This is a genomic window from Moritella viscosa (genome assembly GCF_900120065.1).
Taxonomy (GTDB): Bacteria; Pseudomonadota; Gammaproteobacteria; order Enterobacterales; family Moritellaceae; genus Moritella; species Moritella viscosa.
This window is the reverse complement of record NZ_FPLG01000105.1, coordinates 25,272-47,493: the sequence shown is the minus strand read 5'-3', so window position 1 is coordinate 47,493 and position 22,222 is coordinate 25,272. Positions and strand designations below refer to the sequence as shown.

Here is a 22,222-nt window from a genome sequence, read left to right as displayed (position 1 = left end):
GTACCAAAGTATTAGCTTAAGGGGCTGTAAAATGGTTGTAGCCTATTTCTATCCAAGAAAAAAGACCTTAATCTAACCTTATGTTCAATAGGTAACTAATAATTAATTACGCTAATCTAGTTCAGTAAAAATCTCCTCCAACAGACTGATTGGGATTATATGGAAAATAATCACACTAAAATTTGAATACTTTCGTTATTCGACATCAGGGACTTTCAATATTCTACTCTCTAACTCACCGAGATCGGTATCATCAATACCTTGTAACATAGAGCCTCGACTAAAGACTTTAACGCTAAAATCAATGCCGTTAGTTTCAACTATTGCAAGGTAATCATGGGCTATTTGAGCGACATCATTCCCATCTGTATACTCCATAACAACCTTAATGATACCCTCTTCGTGAATCACCCAAATCATTGGAACACTGACATCACCAGCACCGTTATTATAAGTAAACACACCACTACCATCTTGGTTAAACTGATATGTGTCAACGTCATCCGCTTGGTTTAATGCATCACCTGTCGTGAGCGTAATCCCTCGGTCAATCAAACCATCACTGAATGCTGCGAGCAATTTACCATCCTGACAAAATGTAACCGCTTGTTTAAATTCATCGAAACTACGATAAATTCGTGGCGCGTCATCCCATTCTGAATCAAGGTATTCACAAGCAAGTATATCAACCGAGAGATCGACAGCTTTATAAGTCGTACTCCATATCGATTGACGACCGTTATCATACACTGCAAATTTTAAGTTACCGTTCGAGTCATCAACAAGTCGCATGATGTAATTAAGAGGTTGCTCTTCACCGTTATGAAGTTCTAAATTACCATCATCATTAATTGCCCAGATACGATTGTACTTAACACCGTTACGATAATAAAATGCAGTATTATCAAAATTAAATACATAAGAACGAGTTTGAAGAGAACCTGTGATCCGTAAAATAGAGTTATCTGCTAAATCCATTTCAGGAAGGACACCACAAACCGCAAGTTGTGCATTGAATTCATCTATAGATGCTGGTCCTGGGTTATACCTAATTTCACAGTTGTATGCGCCATCCGCATCCCTAAGATCGAGTAATCCCGACCAAACCTCACTGTTCGTAACAAGTTGGTCATCACCGTCACGATAGGTTGATGTATCATAGGCCTTCATTGACCATGCAGCGTCAGTGCTATCCAATAAAACCCAAATACTATTGTTACTTTCTTCGCCATTTTCACCAAATGTATTACTTAACTGGATACTATCACCATTGATACTCCAATTTTGAGTGTAAGACTCAATCCCTTGCTCATAGACAACAACGGTACCATCATCGCTAAATATATGGTTTCGACTCTCTCCTTGAGCAGTAATACGATGGAAGCTTTGTGCAATTAACATCTCACTGGTAATGGGTTTAGAAGATCCACCACAGTCTGAAACAGCTTGCTCAAAGTCATCTAAGTTAGCATCCGTATCAATATCGCCTGAGCCACAAACGGTAATATCAACTTGGACAGCACCCACAACAGCATTTTTAGCAATCTCGTTCATAAACGCTGATTTATCACCATCAATTAACTCGCCAGATTTCTGTACTGAACCTCTAATTACCCGGTCTTGATATACACTAAATATAATATGTGGACTATCGTATTCCCAACGGTCTATCCAGCTATCTATCACAACCTGCGGCACAGTAAATGAAATAATTTCTTCGCCATTTAATGATGTTAACGACCATGTTGTTGATGCAATTTTTTGTGCAGTTTCCGTTTCAGAAAAATCAAATGTGTAAAAATTAACCGTATTATCTGCCACTAATTCCACACCAACATGCTGTCCTAATGAGACTCCATGCACAAGCCCTGAATCAGGATTATCACCGGCACTCGACGCCGTAATAAGTTCATTTAAAGTGGTTGCATCTGAACCATCTCCGACACCGTAATTACCACGCAATACCCAAAGATCCTCACCTGATAATGAATAGGTATCCTGATTTGCTTTTAAGCTAAATAGTGCTGAAATTGCGCCTTCTGGATATACGGTACTATCGTCAATAAACATTCCCCAATTAATGCTGTTCTCCGCGATATTTAAACCACTGAGTTCAGACATAACACTGGTAATTTGGTATGAAATATCAGAATAATCAGTCGGATAAGCTGTGAGCATACCATCTGCTAAATCAAGCGTATAACCACCACCTACGTTCGTCCAACCCGATAATGTTAATAGAAGGTTACTAGACATTTCAGTCGATAATAACGCCAAAGAATTATCAGTTCTAATGCGTTCATAAGATTCTGTAACAGCTAAATCACCATTAACTGTAAATCCGTCTATGTATAATTCAGATACATTATTATTCAGCTCTTCAGACAGGGTGTAGAATGCACTACTGCCTTGTAAGAACTGAATAACTTGTTTTGTTTCAGATATTCCTAAGGCTGGATCGAGTGGATCAATATCAAGCTCATCAATAACACCATCATTATCGTCATCAGGATCAGCATTATTACCGATAAGGTCACCATCAGAATCTAACCACTCATTTACGTCGTTAGGTAAGGCATCAAGACCATCGGGAAGTCCGTCACCATCAGAGTCGGTATCTAAATCATCGTCATCATCAAAGATGGATACTTGCGTATCAAAGTCTTCTTCCGCTGTTATTTCAACAACATCTTTAATCATGTCGCTGACGACTGAAACCTGCTTATTAAATGCAGTATCATCCGAATTATCGGCAATAATGGTTATAAATTCGTCAGTATCATTTGGTAATATTTTTGAGATCACGATATTTTCTGCCGCATAACTCGAACCGCCACTACCGTTAGCGATATAATCACCAAAAACATCTTCTTCTTGGATGCCGAGAGCATTTGCAATTTTAGTCATAACAGCTTGCTGGATTACAGCATATTCTTCCGCTGTTTCAGTTCCATCGGTACTGTGTGCGATACCAATACTAACCAATGTCGACAGTGGGGTAATTTCTTTTTCACCGGGAGGTGCTGACATCACATAATCATTTGCGACTGGACCTGTATCTTCATCAACGGTTTGACCAAAAATTATTTTTGCAAAAGAGGAATATTGCTCAGGGTTAATGATATTAGTAACATCTAATTGAGCGACGCCACCGCTACCCGAAAATATTGAAGGCTCATCATCATCAAGTTTCTTATCACCATTAATATCGAGCCACACTTGCGCATTTTTTAAATATCCATCGATTACTTTTACGTTATAAAAAACAGATGTTGGAGCAGTGGTTACTGGAACGGTAACTGCGGGTGTCGTTACCTTCCCTGTATTTTTATCATCACCACCGCCACCACCACAACCAACTAGCGTGATTGAACTGGATAATCCGAGTGCTATAGCTAATAGTTTTTTCTTCATGTTTTTATCCTTAACACTTCAATAACAAGAGTCAAATGCAAACAAGAAGATGGTAAATACGTACAACATTAAAGGAACATACCATCAACACATAATTACTATACTAGACACGGATATAGCGCATCGCACAAGATATTGGCAATGTAAAACACATAAAAGCAGTATTTAAAGTTAATAACTAGTTAACAACCAGGTTAATTCAATGTTACCTCCGTTAAATTTGTTATATTTAACAACATCAAACTTATTGGTAATTGTATTAAGGTATTTAATAATACACAGGCTAAAAAATATAAAAAAAAACCCGCTAAAAAAGCGGGTTTCATCATTTAAATTAAAAATGATTTATGACAGAAGTTCAACTGACTGCTGAGCAATCACGAATTCTTCGTTGGTAGGGATAACCATTACAACAGCAGTATCCGCTTTAGTAATAATACCACGATTACCAAACCGAGCATCTTCATTCGCTTTTTGATCTTCTTGATAACCAAATATTTTAAGGTAGTTTAGAACTTCACGACGGATTGGTAATGAGTTTTCACCAATGCCACCAGTAAAGATGATACCGTCAAGTGATTCAAGCGATACCATGTACGACGCAATATATTTTGCCACGCGGTAAGTAAATACTTGGAATGCTAATGTTGCGCCTTTATGGCCTTGCTCCATTGCTTCAACGATACCACGACAGTCACTTGTTAAACCAGATACACCCATAAAGCCTGAGTTCGTATTCAGTTCTTTATAAACTTCGTCTTGTGACCAGCCTTTTTTAAGTAAAAACTCAATGATACCAGGATCTAAATCACCACAACGCGTCCCCATCATAAGACCAGCAAGTGGTGTAAAGCCCATGCTTGTATCAACACTTTGACCATCACGAATAGCGCATACAGAAGCACCATTCCCTAAATGAACGGAAATAAAGCTGCTTTTTTCAACTGGCTTATTAATCATTTTAGCGGCTTCACGACTAACGAAATAATGACTTGTACCATGGAAGCCATAACGACGAATACCGTAGTCTTTATAAAGCTTGTTCGAAATCGCACCGGTAAATGCTTTTGCAGGCATAGTCTGGTGGAATGCCGTATCAAATACTGCAAACTGCGGTAATGATGGGAAAGCTTGCATTGCAGCTTCAATGCCTTTTGCACCAGCAGGGTTATGCAGCGGCGCAAGGTCTGACAGGTTACGAATTTCGTTTAATACAGATTCATCAATTTGTACTGTGCTGGTAAATTTTTCTCCACCATGAACAATACGATGTCCAACGGCAACAATTTGTGAGGTTAAACCTAAACTTTCGATTAAGGCAACAATGCGGTTAATCGCAAGCTCATGATGATCACCTTCAGCTGTAATTGCTTCTTCAGACTTCTGCCCTTCATATTTCCAGCTAACAGCCGCTTCAGGAAGGCCAAAACACTCTCCTAATCCATTAAGAATAGCATCTCCAGTATTTGAATCGATAAGAGCAAATTTTAATGATGAGCTACCAGAGTTGATCACGAGTACAAATGAGTTAGACATGTGAATATGATTCCTGTTTCAGACTATTGTTGTGACGTGGGTCACTTATAATGTACCTTCTATTATTCAATGTTTATTGAATAATTCAACTTAATTTTGCATCAAGTTGATTAACAGCCAACATTTCGTTGATCTAAGACAGTTATCCAGCGACTAAAGACAATAAAGTAGCCTCAATGCCAATTAAGGTGAAATTAAAAACTGGTTTCAACCCTACTTTCACTGGTATATTTCAGTTTTAACGAAAAATGTAATTTTTTATAATAACAAAAATAGATCGTATTTTACAAAAAAGGAATCACATGAAGAAGCTCATACTCACCTTATTATTATCAAGTAATGTTTATGCTAGTACAGACATCGCTGATAATTTTTCATATATTGGCTTTGGTTATAAAGCAACTAATTATTCGTCGGGTGCAATGACACCTTATTTTGGTAAGCAATACCATAACTCAGAAAATAAAGATTTAGCCGGGCTGTACCTTGATGCAAGTGCTAATATCGTTGGCGATATATTTATTGAAGGTTACGCTGATTTCAGAACTCGATTTAGTTCTGACATAGAGACCAAGTCAGCAGGCGTTGGTTATGTGTTTGCACATTCAGCAAAATTTTCACTACCAGTCTCTTGCGGTGTCGTTAATTATCGTGGAGATAGGCAGGAGCGTCCTTCTTTTTCTGAAACCGCAGGTTATTGCAACATTGGTATAAAGTCTCAAATTGCTAAACATTGGATGGCAGACCTTTCGTACCAATATGAAGCAGTTGAAGAACATAAGAATACTATCGGATTAAAAAATGTTTTCCAACTTGGCTCAACCTTCGGGCTAGTTGCTGGCCTTGAATATGCGAATAGAACCGACAATGAATTTAGCTATAATTTAGGTGTACAGTTCTCATTTCAATAATCGTTGAAGCTTACTGAGCATGACGATATTCAATATATAAAATAAGGTTATCGTCATCGCTATCAATACTTTATATGACAAAAAGTAATATCTAATAAATTTAAATTCTTTTAAACAATTAATTCCCTAGTGTAATCTGCTAAAACCAATCCAAACCATTGTTATTAAATAGCTTAAAAATACAGCACAAGGTGGTGCGATCTAGTTATTAAAGCTAAACATACCCACAGGAATTAATCATGTCATTAGTTGTTATCGCTAACTTAGCGGTATTTGGTATCCTCATTTATTTATTAAATGGCCAACAACGAAAGGGTCACACTCTTTCACGCCTTGTTTTATTAGGCCTAGTCTCAGGCAGTATATTTGGCTTACTACTACAACTTGGTTACGGTGAAGGTAGCAGTACCATTTCAGAAACCCTTGCTTGGGTTGATATCGTTGGTAAAGGCTATGTTGGATTACTCAAAATGGTGATCATGCCATTAGTATTGGTATCAATGATTTCAGCGGTAGTGAAATTAGACCGTTCAGGCTCACTCGGTAAAATAAGTGGTTTAACCATTTGTGTATTACTGTTTACCACCATGATATCTGCGCTTATTGGTATTGGTATCGCGCAACTCTTTGGCTTATCCGCTGAAGGTCTAACCGAAGGTGCTCGTGAAATAGCGCGTGTAACAGTTATCGAATCACGTGCAGGACAAGTAAGCGACTTAAGCATCCCACAAATGTTAGTAAGCTTTATCCCGACGAATCCGTTTGCAGATTTAACAGGCGCACGTTCAACGTCCATTATAGCTGTCGTTATCTTTGGTATTCTAGTCGGTATTGCAGCACTTAAAGTCAGTACTGAAAATGCCGAATTAGCAAAACCAATCAATACCTTTGTTGACGTATCACAAGCTATCGTCATGCGTTTAGTTAAAATGATCATGGCTATCACACCTTACGGTATCTTAGCGTTAATGATGAAAGTCGTAGCAACATCAAGTGCGGGAGATATCCTTAACTTACTTGGTTTCATCATCGCATCTTATGTGGCTATCTTACTGATGTTTGTAGTACACGGTATTTTAGTTTCGTTTGTTGGCGTTAAACCAACAGAATATTTTAAGAAAATCTGGCCAGTACTGACTTTTGCCTTTAGTTCACGCAGCAGTGCAGCAACAATCCCATTAAACGTAGAAGCGCAAATCAACAAGCTAAACGTGCCACCAGCAATTGCAAACCTGTCTGCGTCATTTGGTGCAACGATCGGTCAAAATGGCTGTGCGGGTATCTACCCTGCGATGTTAGCTGTCATGGTTGCGCCAAGTGTCGGTATTGACCCAATGGACTTTAGCTTCATCTTATCACTTGTCGCTATCATCATTGTAAGCTCATTTGGTATTGCCGGTGTGGGTGGTGGTGCTACGTTCGCCGCACTTATCGTATTACCAGCAATGGGACTACCTGTTACTATCGCAGCATTGCTTATTTCGATTGAACCATTAATCGATATGGCGCGAACCGCACTAAATGTAAGCGGCTCGATGGCCGCCGGTACAATCACCAGTCGGTTGCTTAAATCAGAAACAGTAGACAGCCAAACAGCACAAACAACGGCTTAATTTACAAGACTAAAAATTCAAAATGCCTATTCGTTAACGCTAATAGGCATTTTCTATATATGCAGATAACAGGTCTGTGCTCACTCATTCATATAAATATACCATACTATAAATAACAAAATATAAGATGGATGAATACAATGAAACGGATTTTAATTGCTGGTGTATTAATTACGACAGCCGTAGCAGGTGGTTATTTACTGACGCAAAACAACATATCAAATGAGCAAACTAAATTAAATAAACACACCGTATTAAATTATATCCCAGCAAATACAGCCATCTTCTCTGGTCAATTAGTGCCATTCCCCGTGAAACGCTATATCAATTTAATGTCCGATACCAGCAATAGCTCACCAGACGATATCATTACCGCCATATACGAAGATGAAGATTATGATCCGGTAAATACCAAACTAAATTTTTTTATTAATTTGGCACAAAGTTATCTGGAAAATATGCAAAATGCAGATGCATTTATGGCTACGTTTGGGATAGCAGAAGAAATACAAGGTTACTTCTATACCCTCGGTATTATTCCGGTGTTCAAAATAGATGTAATCAATCCAGATGCAATATGGGCGCTGTTAGATAAAGCAGAGGTTAAAAGTGGGTTTACCCATGAACAACGGCAAATAAAACAACGCGAGTATCGTGCTTATACGCTCACTGACGAAACAGACCAAGAACAACTAGAATTGATTATTAGCCAACATGATAATCTATTGACGGTTACCTTTAATATCGGGTTAAACGAATCATTACTATTAGAAAATGCATTAGGTATAACACCAATCGAACAATCAATGGCTAACTCAAATATACTCGACGATATCATCAAAAAACACCACTTTATCTCGCAGTCAATTAGCTACATAAACCACAAAGCAATAATCCAAGCGATTACGTCTCCGAGTGAAAGCTTACTTGGTCAACATATAGCGAAATTTATCCAGACAAACGATCAAAACCAACTACAAATATATCAACGACCCCAATGTAAAATGGAACTAAACAGCATTGCCAACAATTGGCCACGCACGGTATTTGGATTTCATCAATTTGACATTAATAACGATAAAACAACGTTCGATATGTCGATGGTAATCGAAAGTAATAATCAAACAATATTATCCGCTTTAACACAACTAACAGGGTTCATTCCTGAATACGTAAACGACCTCAATAATACTGTTTTATCATTTGGTATTGGGCTGGATGTCGGTAGCTTATCACCCGCACTCAATAATATTTGGAATGAACTGCAACAACCAACTTATACCTGCCCACCTTTACAACAGGTGCAATCCGCTATTCAACAAAACAACCCTGCGATGCTAAGCGTGATGACCGCAATAGCCAATAGTATTAAAGGCATTTCTGCGGCAATAATTGATTACAGCTTAGATGAAAATAAAAGTGAACTGACCATCAAAAGTTTAGACGCAATCATTAGCTTATCAGCCAACGATCCAAAAGCCTTGTTTAATATTATTTCAACTTTCAGACCTGAATTAGCCGATGTAAAATTACCAGCCAACGGGAATATTGTTGCATTATCATCGCTAGTGCCACTCAGCCCCTTGCTTGGACTGAACCCTAAGTTAATCATGCATAAAGAACATATGGTTATTTTCAATGGCGATAAAGCCGAAATAATTGCTAATGCACTTGGCGATAAGCCCATGACCGCAACAGGGATGTACAGTATCTCAATCGATTACAGTAAAGCATTTACGCCATTGGTTACCGCTGCTGAACTCAGTGGTCAAGCAGTACCGTCCGAATTGGAAGATCTAAAAAATTACAATCTTCGTATTAATACTGGGTTAGAAATAAATGAACAAGGTATTGAATTCTCCTCGTATATGGATTTGAAAACGAGAACCATACGATGAGTCAATAAATAGCTCCGCGTTAAAGCTCGATATAAATGGGGACCGACTGAATATACCGTCTTTCGAAAAGATAACTTAAAAAGTTGATATTAAGGTTCACTCCGTCTTCTTACGGAACCTCAATATCCGTTTTATCTAAGTTATTAAGGATATTTCTTTCCTTCGCTGTATCACTATAAAAATGAATAAATGATTCGTCCTCAAAGCCGTTAAAATCAACCACGCCTGTAATGGTGGTTAGGCTATCTGTATATATGACACGTTCTTCTTTCAAATGTTCACTCAAACAACGTTCTTCCATTCCATCACTTTTACATAAAGTGATAGCGCCAGATAAATTAACCGTTAACCGATAAGAAAGGTACAACTCAGCTTGAGCGTCCGTAGCAACCTGATAGGTAAAAGTATCATTCGTACACTGATAAGATAAATCTTTCAACCATAACCCTGCAGCTTTAAAAACTGTATCATGCGTTGCATATAACGTTTTACTGTTTTTAGTACCTTTTACAACAAAGCTATACGGTTTCATATAACGTTGATGGTCATTTTCAACGTATTCCATTAAATGATGAATTGCTTTTATTTGCTTTGGGTTTACTTTTTGTAATTCCACAAGTCCAGCATCAATAACGCTAATAATCTCTTGACCTAAAGCCATAATTCGCTCAGATTCAGGCCCCGTCGCGGTATAATTTACAAATTCTGCCGTCGATGTTTCAATCGCGTTGAACTCAACCGTATTCAACTCTATCGACTTTGACGTTAACGGCCTAAGTGCTTGAGGCAACTGTGCATTAACGTTCGCTGATAATAGTAGCGTCAGAGTAATTAAAAATATATTCATAAAAATCTCAAAAATAGCCAGTAATTCATATCAATAAGACCAATAAATGTTAGCGGTATCATTCGTATCTAAAAAATATTTGTATCATCGATAGTTTATAATCTTTACAAACATATAAGCAACAAAAGTTCGTCGTTTTAACGCCTTAAACCATAGATATATAAGTTAACTGCAGGTAAATGTCAATAAACTCTATGAACACTCAAAATTGTAACCAAGAACATCGGCAGTAAAAGAAAAGTAACTATTTTTTATCTGCTCCGAACGGTACAGAAGGTGAAGATATACAAGTCATGTTTGAAACATACCTTGTCTGCCAGCCAGAACAAAATTATGATATATCAAGGCGTTAGACAGTAATATATCACAACGTGAGACAACTAAGAAAGCATCTACGACCACTATTGGCTAGACTGACGTTGATGACTGATGATTCGCGCTAATTTAAAATATCTCAACTCTACGGTTTTTTTTACGACCTTCACTACTCGCGTTATCTTCTAAAGGCTTCTCTTCACCTTTACTGACTAAATTTAAATGATCTGCAGCAATCCCATATTCAACGAGATATTGTTTCGTAGTGGTAGCACGCTTCATGCCTAAACTACGGTTATATTTACTATTACCGATGCTATCTGTATGGCCGACAAGCTCGATCATATCCGGACTTATTTTTAGACGACTAACTATCTTATCTAATATGTTAATTGATGCGGATGTCAGCGAATAACGGTCAAAATCAAAGTACACTCGCGCGATCAGTTCTTTATCTGTTGAAGTACTCATTGATAATAGCTTCATCGCATCGAGGTATTCCATGCACTGGCTATCTATTCCGACTTTTTTTGTATGTTTAGCTAATTCCAGCTTTAACTCATTATCATCAACAGGCTGTTCTATTTGTAAATAACCATTACGGTGATAACCAATGGCCGTCACCTGTTCAATTGTCACAGACTGACTTGTATTATGGTTTTCTTCTCCACAATATTTGACTAATAATTGATTAACATTACTTTCTGCGTTTGCAGTCGCAACGTTAATACATGCTAATAATAACAATATATTTTTTTTCATCTTAAATCTCGAACCTTCTGATAAGCTTAGTTTAAATTGCGATAATGCAGTTTAGATATACCTTCTGTTTGTGCACCTTTTTTGATCATTTCTTTAATTTTAATAATTAGATCATCAACGTTTCTTACATCTACGATATTATTCTCACCAACACATTGTTTAAAAACGAGTTGTTTACTCGCATCAAAATTGATACCTAAAACAGTCATATATAAAGGTACATCACTATCACTAAACTCATTTTTTATCTTCTGACATAATCCTTTACCTGTGCCGCCATAATTAACCAGTTTTTTAAACGTCTCTTTATAAGGGTCTTCAACACCATCGCTCAAGATAAATAACATTTTTAGCCTCTTTTTATAATCGGCTTTTTCTGTATCTGTAGTGTATTTGTTTTTTTCTTTCTGTAATATCTGCGCCCCTTGGATCATGCCTTGGTATACAGATGTACCTCCAAATGCGGTCATACTCTTAATTACTTGTAAGTCATTAATATTTTCAGTCATTGCTATGCTATGGAAATTAGTGTTGCAGGAATACTTACTCCATAAATGATTATAGTTATAGTAATTCGCCTTAGGGTGTAACTTAACGTTATCTATTTTATCAATAAATACGTTTTTTACAGTTTTCCCTATATCTACATATTTATACGGATCAGGGTGTATATTTTTGTTTGAACCTGAAATATTCATAATCGTTCTAGCATCATTTCTCGGTAAATTCCCACAACCGTTCCCATCATAAGCGCAGTCATGAATATTTTGAGTGGAGAGTTCCGTAACATACTTTTTCCAATTTATTTGTTCATAAGGTGTATAGCCATAACCCCCAACGTTATCTTTATAACTGAGTTGGGTGACACATAGTTTTTCACCTTCCACATAGCGCTGAACACGCATATTAAAGGGTACAAAACCGATTCTATTTTTACCTTTATCATCACTTTCATCTAGAATTTCAGTTGATATTTTTAGTACCGCATCTTTCAATGCATCAATCCTTTTAGTTCTTCCCTCCCATATATAATTCATCGAGGCTGAAAAGTCAGATACGAATACAATATCCACATATTTATCACCTGCAATTTCAGGATAATTCCGAGCGATAGCTTTATTTACGATGGACTCAACTGATGAAAAACTTGGTATCAATAAGCTAGAAAACCAAGATTTATGCGCCGTTGTTGCGTCCACTTTATACTGAAAATAAGGTTTTCTAACTTTGCCGATGATATCTTCCCCTTCCTTCACTGATACAGATAACACGGGGGGGGTCTTAATATTTCTGACATAGGATTGAACATATTTTGTAGAAAGTGTTTGTTCATAATGGGTCGTATTACCACGATTTGCCATAGTGATAGCAAGCACGGCCGCTTCGGAAGCATCAGCAAGACGATTCTGCTTTTGAATATAACGCGTCCCCTCTAAAGCTAAGAAGACAGTGCCAAATAAAGGGACCATTAAAAAGACTAAATAAATAGCTGCAGCCCCTGCTTGTTTATGCATAGTCATTTTCATATTAACGCCCTACTATCACAGAAGTGGATTGCAAGTAACTTTGAGTTTGATTTCCAAAAAAATTGTCAAACCAGCTGTCAACTTGATAACAAAGTGTGACTTGATATAGAGGAAAGGATTTTCCAGCCAAATTTTGAGGCACTAGTTCTGATATATAAGCTGGGGTCAAAGCATCATCGCTCCGACACACAGGCGCATTACTGATATTGCCATCAAATGTCTTAAATACACCATTATCTAACGAATTGACACGTAACCCAAAAGGTCGTTTACCCGTTAATAAACGTGATGCCAACACTTGAATATCATTGATGTCTTGCTGATTTAATTCAAAGCGTTTGTTATAAAACCGTGTGCGTTCTTTCATTATATTGACCAACGAATAGCTAGCTCTATCTAAAGCCACACGATTAAAAAGTTTAAATGCAATATCTCCCGTAAACACCAATAATGCGGCAATAAAAAATAAGACAAAAGCCATTTCTATCGCAAAAACACCTCGTTGATTAGCGCCCATCCTCAGCCCACCCTTCATGTTCTTGAACCATTAAAATAGAACGAGTTAAAGCGCGTTCGCTTATTCCCGGCAAACGTAGCATAGGAACATAGGAATACATTAAGGAGTACTCGGCCACTGGACAATTTCGGCAGTTAGTTGTCTTATTATTATTTATCAGTGCAGTATAATCTCGATAATAATTAACCGTGAGCGTATAGCGTTTGGGGTCAACAAGGCTGTGCCATATCTGACCGTTCTGACTAAACATCTGCTCAAAGCGAGTTTGATAGTTAACATTATTCCTCTTACCTTCATATAATCGACTATCACGTGCCGATTCTCGTAATGAAGATTCAGTGAGGTTAACTATGTATATAAATCGGCATAACTCAAACACCATGAATATACTTATAAATAACAATATTGACCCAAGTGCGAATTCAATTGTAAACACGCCTTTTTGAGATTTAATCGAGTTCATCAATACACCTATCACAATACTTTTATGGTGGTTACAAGTTGCGAAAATTCCGCATCACTATAATCACTACTGAGGATCTCACGCGCATTTTTATAATCTTTTACTCTAATAAGTGCGACAGCTAGGTTCATACGTAACCGCTCATTATCAGGCACTCTTTCATAAATAGGCGTTAACATTGCAATCGCCTTTTTATATTCCTGCTTGGCAATGTAGATAACGGCAATATTATTTTTTATTGCGACATCATCAAAACCTTTTAAACGCGCTCGATTGAACTGTTCCAATGCTTTATCAAATTCTTGTAAACTGCTATAAAGCACACCTAAACTAATATTCAGTTCTGCTTTGTTATAACCCTTATCTTGCGCAGCTTGAAAAGTATCTACGGCCAGTAAATATTGTTCTGAAGCCATATATACATTCCCAGCTAAATATAAAAAACCACTATCGTCATAGCCCAAATCAATAAGGTGCTTTGTATAGAAAAGCGCAGATTCAATATCATCAAGCTTAAGATAGTTTTTCACTATTTTAGCCATAAGCACGGTGTTATTAGGATCACTCTGCAATTGCTTTTGATAATAAACACTTAGACCTTGGTTGTTATTCATTGCAATTAAATCCCCTTCTCGAGTATCAACTTTCGTCTGCGATGCACACCCAGAGAGTAATAACAGACCGACAATAACCATACCTTTCATCAACAAACACCTTTTAATACGAGCGATAACTCACATCTAAATTTATACATTACCCAGCTACATCCAATGACATTTGCATCATTCCTGGGGCTAAAATCAAGATCACAATAGGAAACATAATCAACAAAATAAGTGGCACGCTCATTTTTGCTGACAATTTACCAATTTTTTCTTCCATACCTAAAACATGCATTTTTCGCATGTCCTCAGCCAAATCACTCAATACATTTGAAATTGACGTACCGTATTGTAAATTCTGAATGAGGGTCAGTGTAAAGCTGCGAATTTCGTGCGTAGGTAAGCGTTCGCTAAGATCAAACAATGCCTTCTCTAAGCTTTGCACTTTAGCGCCATCAGAAGTTTTTCGAATGTGATAACAGAGGTCTTTATCAAAATCATCTAACTCATTACTCAAATAACTTAATGATGACTCAATGGTCATGCCCGTTTGAATACATACAGCCATCATGTCGAGCATATAAGGTAATTGACGAGATGTTTTAGCCACGATATGCTTTTTGCGTAATGCTAATACACCATCAGGAATTAATAAGATCGAAATCAGCGTTAAAGTGCCGAATAATATTTTATTTTCAAATTCACTACCTGAAAACACAATAAATAATAAAACAGCGAACAAAATGCTAAATTTTAAGGGTAAGTAATATTTAGCCAATTGCGCGTTATAAATGCCCGCATCAATTAATTTATTTTTTAGTTCAACTTGATGTTCACGTCCTAAACTAGTAAAAAATCTATTTATTTTAAATAGCGTGTTACCTTTATGATTATTCAAAAAATGGCTAATGTTATTTTTCATTAACTGTTTATGAATCATTGATGTCGCGATCAATGCGAGCAACAAACTGACGGCAAATAACGAAACAACAACCCCTATCATTAGCGTACCCCTCTCACTAATAACCAAACAATAAGTAAACCAATAAACTCACTACCTAGCACGTAATACAGAACTAAGCGCCCCGCCGGATTCGTTAATACAAAATCAACATCATTAGGATTAATATAATTGAGTAAGAGCATAAAAATAACAGGAATGGCAGCTACAATTTTTGCAGACAAACGAGCTTCAGATGTCATTGCCATTTTTTTCTTTTCGAGTGTTCTCGCATCCACCAATACTCTAATTAATCTCGCCATTACATTTTTTAATTGCCCACCACGCGTCATATTTGCGCGAATAGTGACAATAAAAAATAAAAATGCAGGGTATGGTACTTTTTTACAGGCGCGCTTAAATACTTGTTCTGGTGATTCACCTAATTGTAAATGCTCTGACATATGTAAGAACACGCGACCAATATCATTATCTAACGTTTTCCCCACGTAACCGATAGACTGGGTAATACTCTCGCCAGCAGTGATGGCACTCATCATCATATTTAGCGCATCAGGAAACGTCATTTCGAAATCTTTACGGCGTTTGTTCAACAACCACTGCCAGCCAACAAAAAATCCAAATATGGGAGCCAAAATTGGTAACCAATAATGATCTAGGTGTAAAACTTGCTGATTGACATAACTCATGACACCAATAATTGTGCAAAAGTAAAGTATCAGTTTTACCCATGCCTGCTTACCCAATATAGAAAAAGAAGGTTCAAACAAGGCTTTGTATTTTAAATAAATATTTGAGCTATGGAGATACCCCAAGTTAATCGCTTCGACATGATGATCTTCAGCTATCTCTATATGTTTAGCTAAAAAATGCATCTTTAAATTTGCTTTTTGGGTGCAATACATTATCGCTGCAACACCAAATAAGATGAGAGATAATGCCAGTATCATTGGTCATTCCTAAAAGCAGATTTGAGTTCATCTTGCAGACCAAAATAACGTGCACGCTGCATTATAATTGAACGTTGCATGATACCAGGCGTTGAAAATGAGCCTGTAACCTTGTCGCTAAGTTGCGCATCATCTTGCTTGAAACTAAACAGTTCATCCATCACGACATTATCGCCTTCGAGTCCAACGATCTCAGAAATACTGGTTACTTTTCTAGAACCATCATGTAATCGGTTAACTTGAATGATTAAATGTGTCGCACTCACAATTGTTCTACGAATGGCTTCTAATGGTAAATTCAAATCAGCCATCATAACCATTGACTCGATACGAGAAACGGCGTCTCTAGGAGTATTTGCATGTAAGGTCGACATTGAACCATCATGACCCGTGTTCATCGCTTGTAACATCTCAAATGCCTCTGAACCACGGCATTCGCCTAAAATAATACGGTCAGGTCGCATACGGAGTGAGTTGATAACTAATTCACGCTGAGATACTGCCCCCGTGTTTTCTATACTGTCTACTCGTGTTTCCATACGCACAACATGTGGGATTTGTAGTTTTAGCTCTGCAGCATCTTCAATAGTGATCACACGTTCATCTTCACTAATATACTGTGATAACGCATTCAGTAAGGTTGTTTTACCTGATCCTGTACCACCAGAAATGAGGATGTTTAATCGACAACGAGACGCGATCATTAAGACCCTCGCCATTTCCACTGACATAGCGCCAAATTCAACAAGCGATTCTAAACCAATCGTTTTAGCTTGGAATTTTCGAATCGAAATAGATGTACCATCAAGGGTAATAGGTGGAATAACAATATTTACACGGCTCCCATCAGGTAAGCGCGCATCAACCATAGGTGATGACTCATCCACTCGACGGCCGACACGAAACGCGATGCGCTGTGCGACTTCCAACAACTGAGCTTCATTAACAAATGTGACCTCAGATGCTTTAACCTTACCACCACGCTCAAAGAAAATATGATTAGGTCCGTTAACCATAATATCGCTGATAGTATCGTCTTCCATCAGTGATTGCAGAGGACCTAAACCAACGAGCTCATCAACTAAGCTTTTAACTAAGCCATTTCTAATAACACTGGGGATCGGACGAGAATAATTGTTCGCTAAGATCTCAATCGCTTTCGTTATTTGAATTTCAAGCTCTGATTTGCCCAGGTTTGAAACAGCCTGCGGATCAAGCACTTCAAAAATTCGATTACGAAAATCAAGATAGAGTGATTTATTATTGTTCATCGTTTAATCCGGTTAACTAATGTTTGAAATGTGAACTTTCGACGATTTCGATTTAATACTTTACCGTGAAGCAACTGACTTATATCGTTGAATGAATGAGATAAAATACCATTGTTTTCATACAACCTTTTACCTTGTAACAACATCGTTGCAGCGTGGCGACTATAAGGTATTATCACATCAACAGCGTGCTCTAAATGAACAGAGACTTCTTTCGGTGTCATCGGAAAATAACTATCTGGGCGGTGTGAATTAACGATCACAAACAAACGCAACTCCCTCAGGCCTAATTGTTGCTGTGATGAAATTGAGTCAATGATCTTTCGTGCATTTCTTACTGCCGCGACAGTCGGCTCGACAACTAAAGCAATCATGTCGACACGTCTAGTCAATAATGAAATATCTAATTTAAAATCTGCGGATGTAGAGTAATCTTCAATAATAAAATTCGCTTGGCGATGCAATACGTCAATAATGCTATGACTATAACCCAGTAAATCAGTCACCGATTTTTCACCTTGTAAAGCTAATAAGCGTAACTTTTTATTCACTGGTAAAAGGTAGTCTGCCGCACTATCTTCATCAATATCATGAAACTGTAGACCTAAATTTTCTATATTCTGCTTTTCAAAATTTTTCAGCCCCAAAATAATATCGATATTACTGTCATGATATTGGTGATCCACCAAGATAGTATCTGAGCCTAAACTTGATAACTTCGATGCAATTTCAGCAGTAATTAACGTGGTACCAATGCCACCTTTTGAGCCAATGACTGCAACTTTCTTGGCTTTTCTGTTTTGGCTAACGCCAGTAAAACGAGAAATATTACTGTGCATATGACGTAAAAAATCACTCGTATCTTGCTTATTAATCGGCCAAAATAAATAATAGAGCCCCATATCTTTTAATCCACGCAACGTGGTAATTGCATCTTCTTTACCAATAACAACAATGCCTTTATGATTCGGAAGTCGGCTAGCGAACGCCTTCGCATCTTCAACCACATTTTTTGATTGATTAAGTTCTAGAATAATAATTTCTTTCAGACTGCTAATATTGATATCACCGATCGATAAATCACTACGCAAACAGTCAGGTTCAGACCAACCTTCAAAACGGAATACTTCCTGTAGCAAAGATTTACATTCATTCGTTTGATAAAATAAGCTACAACCCGAAGGACCGTTTTGGACTTTCTCTTTTTCTGTCGATTTACTGACTGCTTTAGCAAGATCAAACATAACTATTCCTTAACTACGTGAATCAGATTGCTCGGGGATACCACCTGTTTCATACGCAAAGTATCAACAAAACAACCACTTTCTGCTTTATATTGTTCAAACGAATAAGGTTTGCAGGTACTTGTGAACAAATAATATTGCCTGATCTCCAGAGCTATATCAGACTCTAAAACAGGTGCCATCAAGACTGTAATTTGAGCAGGTATAACACCCGAAGCTTTCAGGTATTTCACTGCCTTTTCTGCTATGTGTCGGTTTCCCCTTAAACGATAATAAACAAGCCACTGAGTATCGGGGGATACGGGTAATAAACCATTAATAATATTTACGATTTGTTGCTCAGCCGCCGTTGTATTATTACTCTTTATCGTAATATCAAAACGCTGTAATTCTGGGTATATAACGGCTTCCGCACCTTTCATTAACGCCGGTTTATCTGCACAGCCCACCAAAAAAAATAGCCAAGTAATACATAATATTTGTCGTATCATTGAATAAACCCTCCACGATCCAACATATCAATAGTTAACGCATCTATAGCTTGCGTTTCACGAGTGCCTTTACGATCATAAGAACGAAACAAGCGACTAAGCGTAGACGTTTTATACATAGTAGGAAGGCGTACATCTTTACTCGTAATAGGCTTCACAATGTTCACAGTCGCCACAATAATAAGCTCCGTTTTCTTACGCTTCGTTGTAGCCTTACGAAAAGCAGCACCCAGTATCGGAATATCACCAAGTAGCGGGACACTGCTAATCGCTTCAATATCTTCGGTACTCATTAAGCCACCAATCATAAAGCTATCGCCATCTGCTAAAACGATCGTCGTTAAAGCCCTTCGCGTACTTAATTGAGGAACTTCGATACCAGCCGCTTTAATGATTCGCTCTACAGCACTCACTTCTGGAGCAATATTAAGTTTAATTTTTTTATTATTTAAAACTTTAGCTGACAGGTTTAACTTCACACCAAACTCTTTAAAGCTGATATTGGTCGTATTTTGGTTGGTCACAATAACAGGGACCTCTCCGCCGACAAGGAAGCTCGCACTTTCGCCTGACATCACCGTTAAATTAGGCTCAGCCAATACTTCTGCAATGTTGTCATTACCAATCGCGCTCACAATAGTCGTTAAACTTGCCGCATTAAATTGCTGAAAAGCAAACTGCCCCGCCTTTTGACCAATTGTGCTCCAATCAACACCTAAGGTTTCATTAAATTCTTTAGACACTTGAACGACTGATATTTTGACATTAATCTGCTTGATACTATCAATCTCTAATCGCTCAGTAATCCCCTCCCAAGTATAATTACGCTGAAATCCAACCCACTCCCTTTCATCAAACTCACTATCGCCATTAGTAATAGTGATACGCTCTGCAGCGTTATAACGGGTAACTTTTTTACGACCTAGTAACTCCGCAATTGTTCTATAAATATCGTCTCGTTGTTCTTCGCTGTAAACGTTACCGCTAACAACAACATTTCTGCCGATAGACGTCAGCTTGATTTCAAGTTCCGGGTAATAAATAGCTATTTGGTGGCGAATATCAGTCAAATTAATATCAACGTGTATCACTTGAGATAACAACTTTTTCTTATCAACGCCATACACAATAATTCGGCTTTGCCCTACTTTATTAGCGAATATTACTAAGGTGCGTTTGTTAATAATTTTATAATTCGCAATATCTGGTTTACTGATAAATACCGTATTAATATCTTGGTCAAAATCCATATTAACGGCGTTATTCAAAGGAATATAACGCTCTGAAGCAAAACTTATGCTCGTGCACAATGGAAAAATAACGGCTAAAAAAGTAACTAATTTATTCATCATTGTATGACCCCTTCAAAACTTGAGTTACCCGATCCTCGTAACTCAATCACACCATTATAATTAGGCACAATATCGCTAACATCCGCAGATGGGGGCTGCTGGTAAGTTTGACTACGTACAATTTCTAAATACACAGTGCGCTGTGCTAATGCTAATCGTCCAAGATCATCAGGTTTAACCTCGATCACGATCGTTACCTCACTATTACCATCGCTACTCATTTGTGGGTTAATAATATCGGAATCATTTTTGTTTACAGACATCACACGTACCTTTGCCAGCAGTAAATTTGCGGTCACACCTTGAAACATTTCAAGTTCATTGGTTGTATTAGATAAATTAATTTTTGGTGAGCTAATTGCCATAATATCAATGCTGTCACCCGGCTGGATGTAACCAGCAATGAGGTTTTTGGACGAAATAGTCAGAGGGTACAGTGTCATGCCATCTATAATCAGTAGGTCTAAATAACCAGGTTGATCTTTACGTGTTTGCTGTTCAACAAAAACAAGGTCACCAGCATTAACAGCTGTATTTATTAACGTTGAAGGTTCAAAATCAAGTACTACATCTTGCTTTATGCCCAATGTTAACGCTTCACTCAACGGCACTTGCTCGCGCTTAACCATTGCACTTGTTAAGGGATCACCTTTAACCAAAGACTCTTTTGCTCGCCAAACAGTAACATAGCGTCCCTCTTTCGCTGGGAACTCTGATGAAGCAACCGACTTTTCTACTTTTTCTGTCGTTAAAAACAATATATCGACAACACCATAAATACCGCTAACGATAGCTAAAAATGCAACAATAAAAATTATCTTTGAATTCATTTATCTACCGCGCTAAATTGAATTGTTTATGATTGTTATATAAAAACCGAATGAAATAGCCAGACCATAAGGCAAACCACATTCATCAGCTCTTGCTTTCTTTAAGATTAATCTGTCTTTTATTAAATAGAACACCGATAACAAACCACCCATAAATAGGGTTAATATCACTGCATCTATAACTTCATTAGGTAGTAAAGCGATTGAATATGCTGTTGCCAACTTACTATCACCCGCACCAAATATATTAAATTTAAATAATATAGTTGTAGATGAAAATATAATTAATCCACTTAAAAAATGTAGTGAAATATTGTTTCCCTCTATTGTTAGATAAAGGGAAACAATTAAAATAATGACACACAAATTATTAGGTATACGACGATATCGGCAATCTAAATAGACTACTAGTATTGATAACATACCCATAAAATATAATGCCATAATAGTTTAAATCGTTTACCTTTAAGGAGTAACGTCACCGATTGCCGTTGTTATACCATCGAATGCACTAGTTAGTGTGCCTAAAAGCGAACCAGTAGCAGTTGAAGAAAAAACAACACCTAATAGCGTTGCCATAGCGACACCAATTAGACCGTATTCAATTGCAGTCACACCACTTTCATCATTTTTATATGTTGCTAGGAATGTGCTTGTTTTTATATACATTTGAGTAAACATTTTTATTTCCTTAATAATTAATGAACTAATAAATTCGT

At 37.4% G+C, this 22,222-nt stretch carries 20 protein-coding genes; 3 read left to right on the top strand and 17 right to left on the bottom strand.

Going from position 1 to position 22,222, the window contains the following annotated elements:
• Nucleotides 1-195: 195 nt before the first annotated feature.
• Both BT797_RS16555 and BT797_RS16550 read right to left on the bottom strand, forming a co-directional pair.
• The gene (locus BT797_RS16555) at nucleotides 196-3,414 is read right to left on the bottom strand and encodes a hypothetical protein (RefSeq protein WP_075472829.1); all 3,219 of its coding nucleotides are present in this window, start codon (nucleotides 3,412-3,414) and stop codon (nucleotides 196-198) included.
• A gap of 345 nt (nucleotides 3,415-3,759) precedes the next feature.
• On the bottom strand, nucleotides 3,760-4,950 hold the full coding sequence (locus BT797_RS16550; RefSeq protein ID WP_045111005.1) for an acetate/propionate family kinase: 1,191 nt from the start codon (nucleotides 4,948-4,950) through the stop codon (nucleotides 3,760-3,762).
• A 302-nt stretch (nucleotides 4,951-5,252) separates the two neighbouring features.
• On the opposite strand from BT797_RS16550, the gene BT797_RS16545 reads away from it, so the two are divergent.
• The 3 genes from BT797_RS16545 (at nucleotide 5,253) to BT797_RS16535 (ending at nucleotide 9,372) form a co-directional block, all read left to right on the top strand.
• Nucleotides 5,253-5,861, top strand: a complete 609-nt coding sequence (locus BT797_RS16545) for a hypothetical protein (protein WP_045111006.1) — start codon at nucleotides 5,253-5,255, stop codon at nucleotides 5,859-5,861.
• Between the two features lie 239 nt (nucleotides 5,862-6,100).
• Nucleotides 6,101-7,474: an L-cystine transporter gene (locus BT797_RS16540; RefSeq protein WP_045111007.1), complete on the top strand. Its 1,374-nt coding sequence runs from the start codon at nucleotides 6,101-6,103 to the stop codon at nucleotides 7,472-7,474.
• A 140-nt stretch (nucleotides 7,475-7,614) separates the two neighbouring features.
• A complete protein-coding gene (locus BT797_RS16535) occupies nucleotides 7,615-9,372 on the top strand; it encodes a hypothetical protein (RefSeq protein WP_075472827.1) in 1,758 nt (585 codons plus the stop codon).
• A gap of 109 nt (nucleotides 9,373-9,481) precedes the next feature.
• Here the strand turns inward: BT797_RS16535 and BT797_RS16530 are convergent, their stop codons facing one another.
• The 15 genes from BT797_RS16530 to BT797_RS16460 all read right to left on the bottom strand — a co-directional run bounded on the left by BT797_RS16530 (nucleotide 9,482) and on the right by BT797_RS16460 (nucleotide 22,184).
• On the bottom strand, nucleotides 9,482-10,219 hold the full coding sequence (locus BT797_RS16530) for a hypothetical protein (RefSeq protein WP_045111009.1): 738 nt from the start codon (nucleotides 10,217-10,219) through the stop codon (nucleotides 9,482-9,484).
• Nucleotides 10,220-10,663: 444 nt separating this feature from the next.
• Entirely contained in the window at nucleotides 10,664-11,296 is a 633-nt protein-coding gene (locus BT797_RS16525) for an OmpA family protein (protein ID WP_052678356.1), read from the bottom strand.
• 26 nt (nucleotides 11,297-11,322) lie between these two features.
• Nucleotides 11,323-12,822 (bottom strand): pilus assembly protein, encoded by a 1,500-nt coding sequence (locus tag BT797_RS16520; RefSeq protein ID WP_052678357.1) that lies wholly within the window; start codon nucleotides 12,820-12,822, stop codon nucleotides 11,323-11,325.
• A gap of 1 nt (nucleotide 12,823) precedes the next feature.
• Nucleotides 12,824-13,339, bottom strand: coding sequence for a tight adherence pilus pseudopilin TadF (gene tadF, locus BT797_RS16515; protein ID WP_045111010.1), 516 nt, complete (start codon nucleotides 13,337-13,339; stop codon nucleotides 12,824-12,826).
• A complete protein-coding gene (locus tag BT797_RS16510) occupies nucleotides 13,329-13,802 on the bottom strand; it encodes a TadE/TadG family type IV pilus assembly protein (protein WP_045111011.1) in 474 nt (157 codons plus the stop codon). Before BT797_RS16510 ends, tadF begins: the two co-directional genes overlap by 11 nt.
• Nucleotides 13,803-13,813: 11 nt before the next feature.
• Complete coding sequence (locus tag BT797_RS16505; RefSeq protein ID WP_075472825.1) at nucleotides 13,814-14,506, bottom strand: tetratricopeptide repeat protein; 693 nt, start codon at nucleotides 14,504-14,506, stop codon at nucleotides 13,814-13,816.
• A gap of 49 nt (nucleotides 14,507-14,555) precedes the next feature.
• Nucleotides 14,556-15,407, bottom strand: a complete 852-nt coding sequence (locus tag BT797_RS16500) for a type II secretion system F family protein (RefSeq protein ID WP_045111013.1) — start codon at nucleotides 15,405-15,407, stop codon at nucleotides 14,556-14,558.
• Nucleotides 15,407-16,315 (bottom strand): type II secretion system F family protein, encoded by a 909-nt coding sequence (locus BT797_RS16495; RefSeq protein WP_045111014.1) that lies wholly within the window; start codon nucleotides 16,313-16,315, stop codon nucleotides 15,407-15,409. The genes BT797_RS16500 and BT797_RS16495 overlap by 1 nt, the downstream gene beginning before the upstream one ends.
• Nucleotides 16,312-17,586, bottom strand: coding sequence for a TadA family conjugal transfer-associated ATPase (locus tag BT797_RS16490; RefSeq protein WP_045111015.1), 1,275 nt, complete (start codon nucleotides 17,584-17,586; stop codon nucleotides 16,312-16,314). The genes BT797_RS16495 and BT797_RS16490 overlap by 4 nt, the downstream gene beginning before the upstream one ends.
• Nucleotides 17,583-18,830, bottom strand: a complete 1,248-nt coding sequence (locus BT797_RS16485; protein WP_075472823.1) for a CpaE/TadZ family protein — start codon at nucleotides 18,828-18,830, stop codon at nucleotides 17,583-17,585. The genes BT797_RS16490 and BT797_RS16485 overlap by 4 nt, the downstream gene beginning before the upstream one ends.
• 2 nt (nucleotides 18,831-18,832) lie before the next feature.
• Entirely contained in the window at nucleotides 18,833-19,321 is a 489-nt protein-coding gene (locus BT797_RS16480; protein WP_045111017.1) for a hypothetical protein, read from the bottom strand.
• The gene (locus BT797_RS16475) at nucleotides 19,318-20,673 is read right to left on the bottom strand and encodes a type II and III secretion system protein family protein (protein WP_045111018.1); all 1,356 of its coding nucleotides are present in this window, start codon (nucleotides 20,671-20,673) and stop codon (nucleotides 19,318-19,320) included. The genes BT797_RS16480 and BT797_RS16475 overlap by 4 nt, the downstream gene beginning before the upstream one ends.
• A complete protein-coding gene (locus BT797_RS16470) occupies nucleotides 20,670-21,503 on the bottom strand; it encodes an RcpC/CpaB family pilus assembly protein (protein ID WP_045111019.1) in 834 nt (277 codons plus the stop codon). The genes BT797_RS16475 and BT797_RS16470 overlap by 4 nt, the downstream gene beginning before the upstream one ends.
• Before the next feature lie 12 nt (nucleotides 21,504-21,515).
• Nucleotides 21,516-21,932, bottom strand: coding sequence for an A24 family peptidase (locus BT797_RS16465; RefSeq protein ID WP_170860780.1), 417 nt, complete (start codon nucleotides 21,930-21,932; stop codon nucleotides 21,516-21,518).
• 36 nt (nucleotides 21,933-21,968) lie between these two features.
• Entirely contained in the window at nucleotides 21,969-22,184 is a 216-nt protein-coding gene (locus BT797_RS16460; RefSeq protein ID WP_045111021.1) for a Flp family type IVb pilin, read from the bottom strand.
• Nucleotides 22,185-22,222 lie beyond the last annotated feature (38 nt).

Coding starts and splice junctions, on each gene's coding strand:
- BT797_RS16555 (WP_075472829.1), bottom strand. CDS start 3,414: ATGAAGAAAAAACTATTAGCTATAGCACTCGGATTATCCAGTTCAATC.
- BT797_RS16550 (WP_045111005.1), bottom strand. CDS start 4,950: ATGTCTAACTCATTTGTACTCGTGATCAACTCTGGTAGCTCATCATTA.
- BT797_RS16545 (WP_045111006.1), top strand. CDS start 5,253: ATGAAGAAGCTCATACTCACCTTATTATTATCAAGTAATGTTTATGCT.
- BT797_RS16540 (WP_045111007.1), top strand. CDS start 6,101: ATGTCATTAGTTGTTATCGCTAACTTAGCGGTATTTGGTATCCTCATT.
- BT797_RS16535 (WP_075472827.1), top strand. CDS start 7,615: ATGAAACGGATTTTAATTGCTGGTGTATTAATTACGACAGCCGTAGCA.
- BT797_RS16530 (WP_045111009.1), bottom strand. CDS start 10,219: ATGAATATATTTTTAATTACTCTGACGCTACTATTATCAGCGAACGTT.
- BT797_RS16525 (WP_052678356.1), bottom strand. CDS start 11,296: ATGAAAAAAAATATATTGTTATTATTAGCATGTATTAACGTTGCGACT.
- BT797_RS16520 (WP_052678357.1), bottom strand. CDS start 12,822: ATGAAAATGACTATGCATAAACAAGCAGGGGCTGCAGCTATTTATTTA.
- tadF (WP_045111010.1), bottom strand. CDS start 13,339: ATGGGCGCTAATCAACGAGGTGTTTTTGCGATAGAAATGGCTTTTGTC.
- BT797_RS16510 (WP_045111011.1), bottom strand. CDS start 13,802: ATGAACTCGATTAAATCTCAAAAAGGCGTGTTTACAATTGAATTCGCA.
- BT797_RS16505 (WP_075472825.1), bottom strand. CDS start 14,506: ATGAAAGGTATGGTTATTGTCGGTCTGTTATTACTCTCTGGGTGTGCA.
- BT797_RS16500 (WP_045111013.1), bottom strand. CDS start 15,407: ATGATAGGGGTTGTTGTTTCGTTATTTGCCGTCAGTTTGTTGCTCGCA.
- BT797_RS16495 (WP_045111014.1), bottom strand. CDS start 16,315: ATGATACTGGCATTATCTCTCATCTTATTTGGTGTTGCAGCGATAATG.
- BT797_RS16490 (WP_045111015.1), bottom strand. CDS start 17,586: ATGAACAATAATAAATCACTCTATCTTGATTTTCGTAATCGAATTTTT.
- BT797_RS16485 (WP_075472823.1), bottom strand. CDS start 18,830: ATGTTTGATCTTGCTAAAGCAGTCAGTAAATCGACAGAAAAAGAGAAA.
- BT797_RS16480 (WP_045111017.1), bottom strand. CDS start 19,321: ATGATACGACAAATATTATGTATTACTTGGCTATTTTTTTTGGTGGGC.
- BT797_RS16475 (WP_045111018.1), bottom strand. CDS start 20,673: ATGATGAATAAATTAGTTACTTTTTTAGCCGTTATTTTTCCATTGTGC.
- BT797_RS16470 (WP_045111019.1), bottom strand. CDS start 21,503: ATGAATTCAAAGATAATTTTTATTGTTGCATTTTTAGCTATCGTTAGC.
- BT797_RS16465 (WP_170860780.1), bottom strand. CDS start 21,932: ATGGGTATGTTATCAATACTAGTAGTCTATTTAGATTGCCGATATCGT.
- BT797_RS16460 (WP_045111021.1), bottom strand. CDS start 22,184: ATGTTTACTCAAATGTATATAAAAACAAGCACATTCCTAGCAACATAT.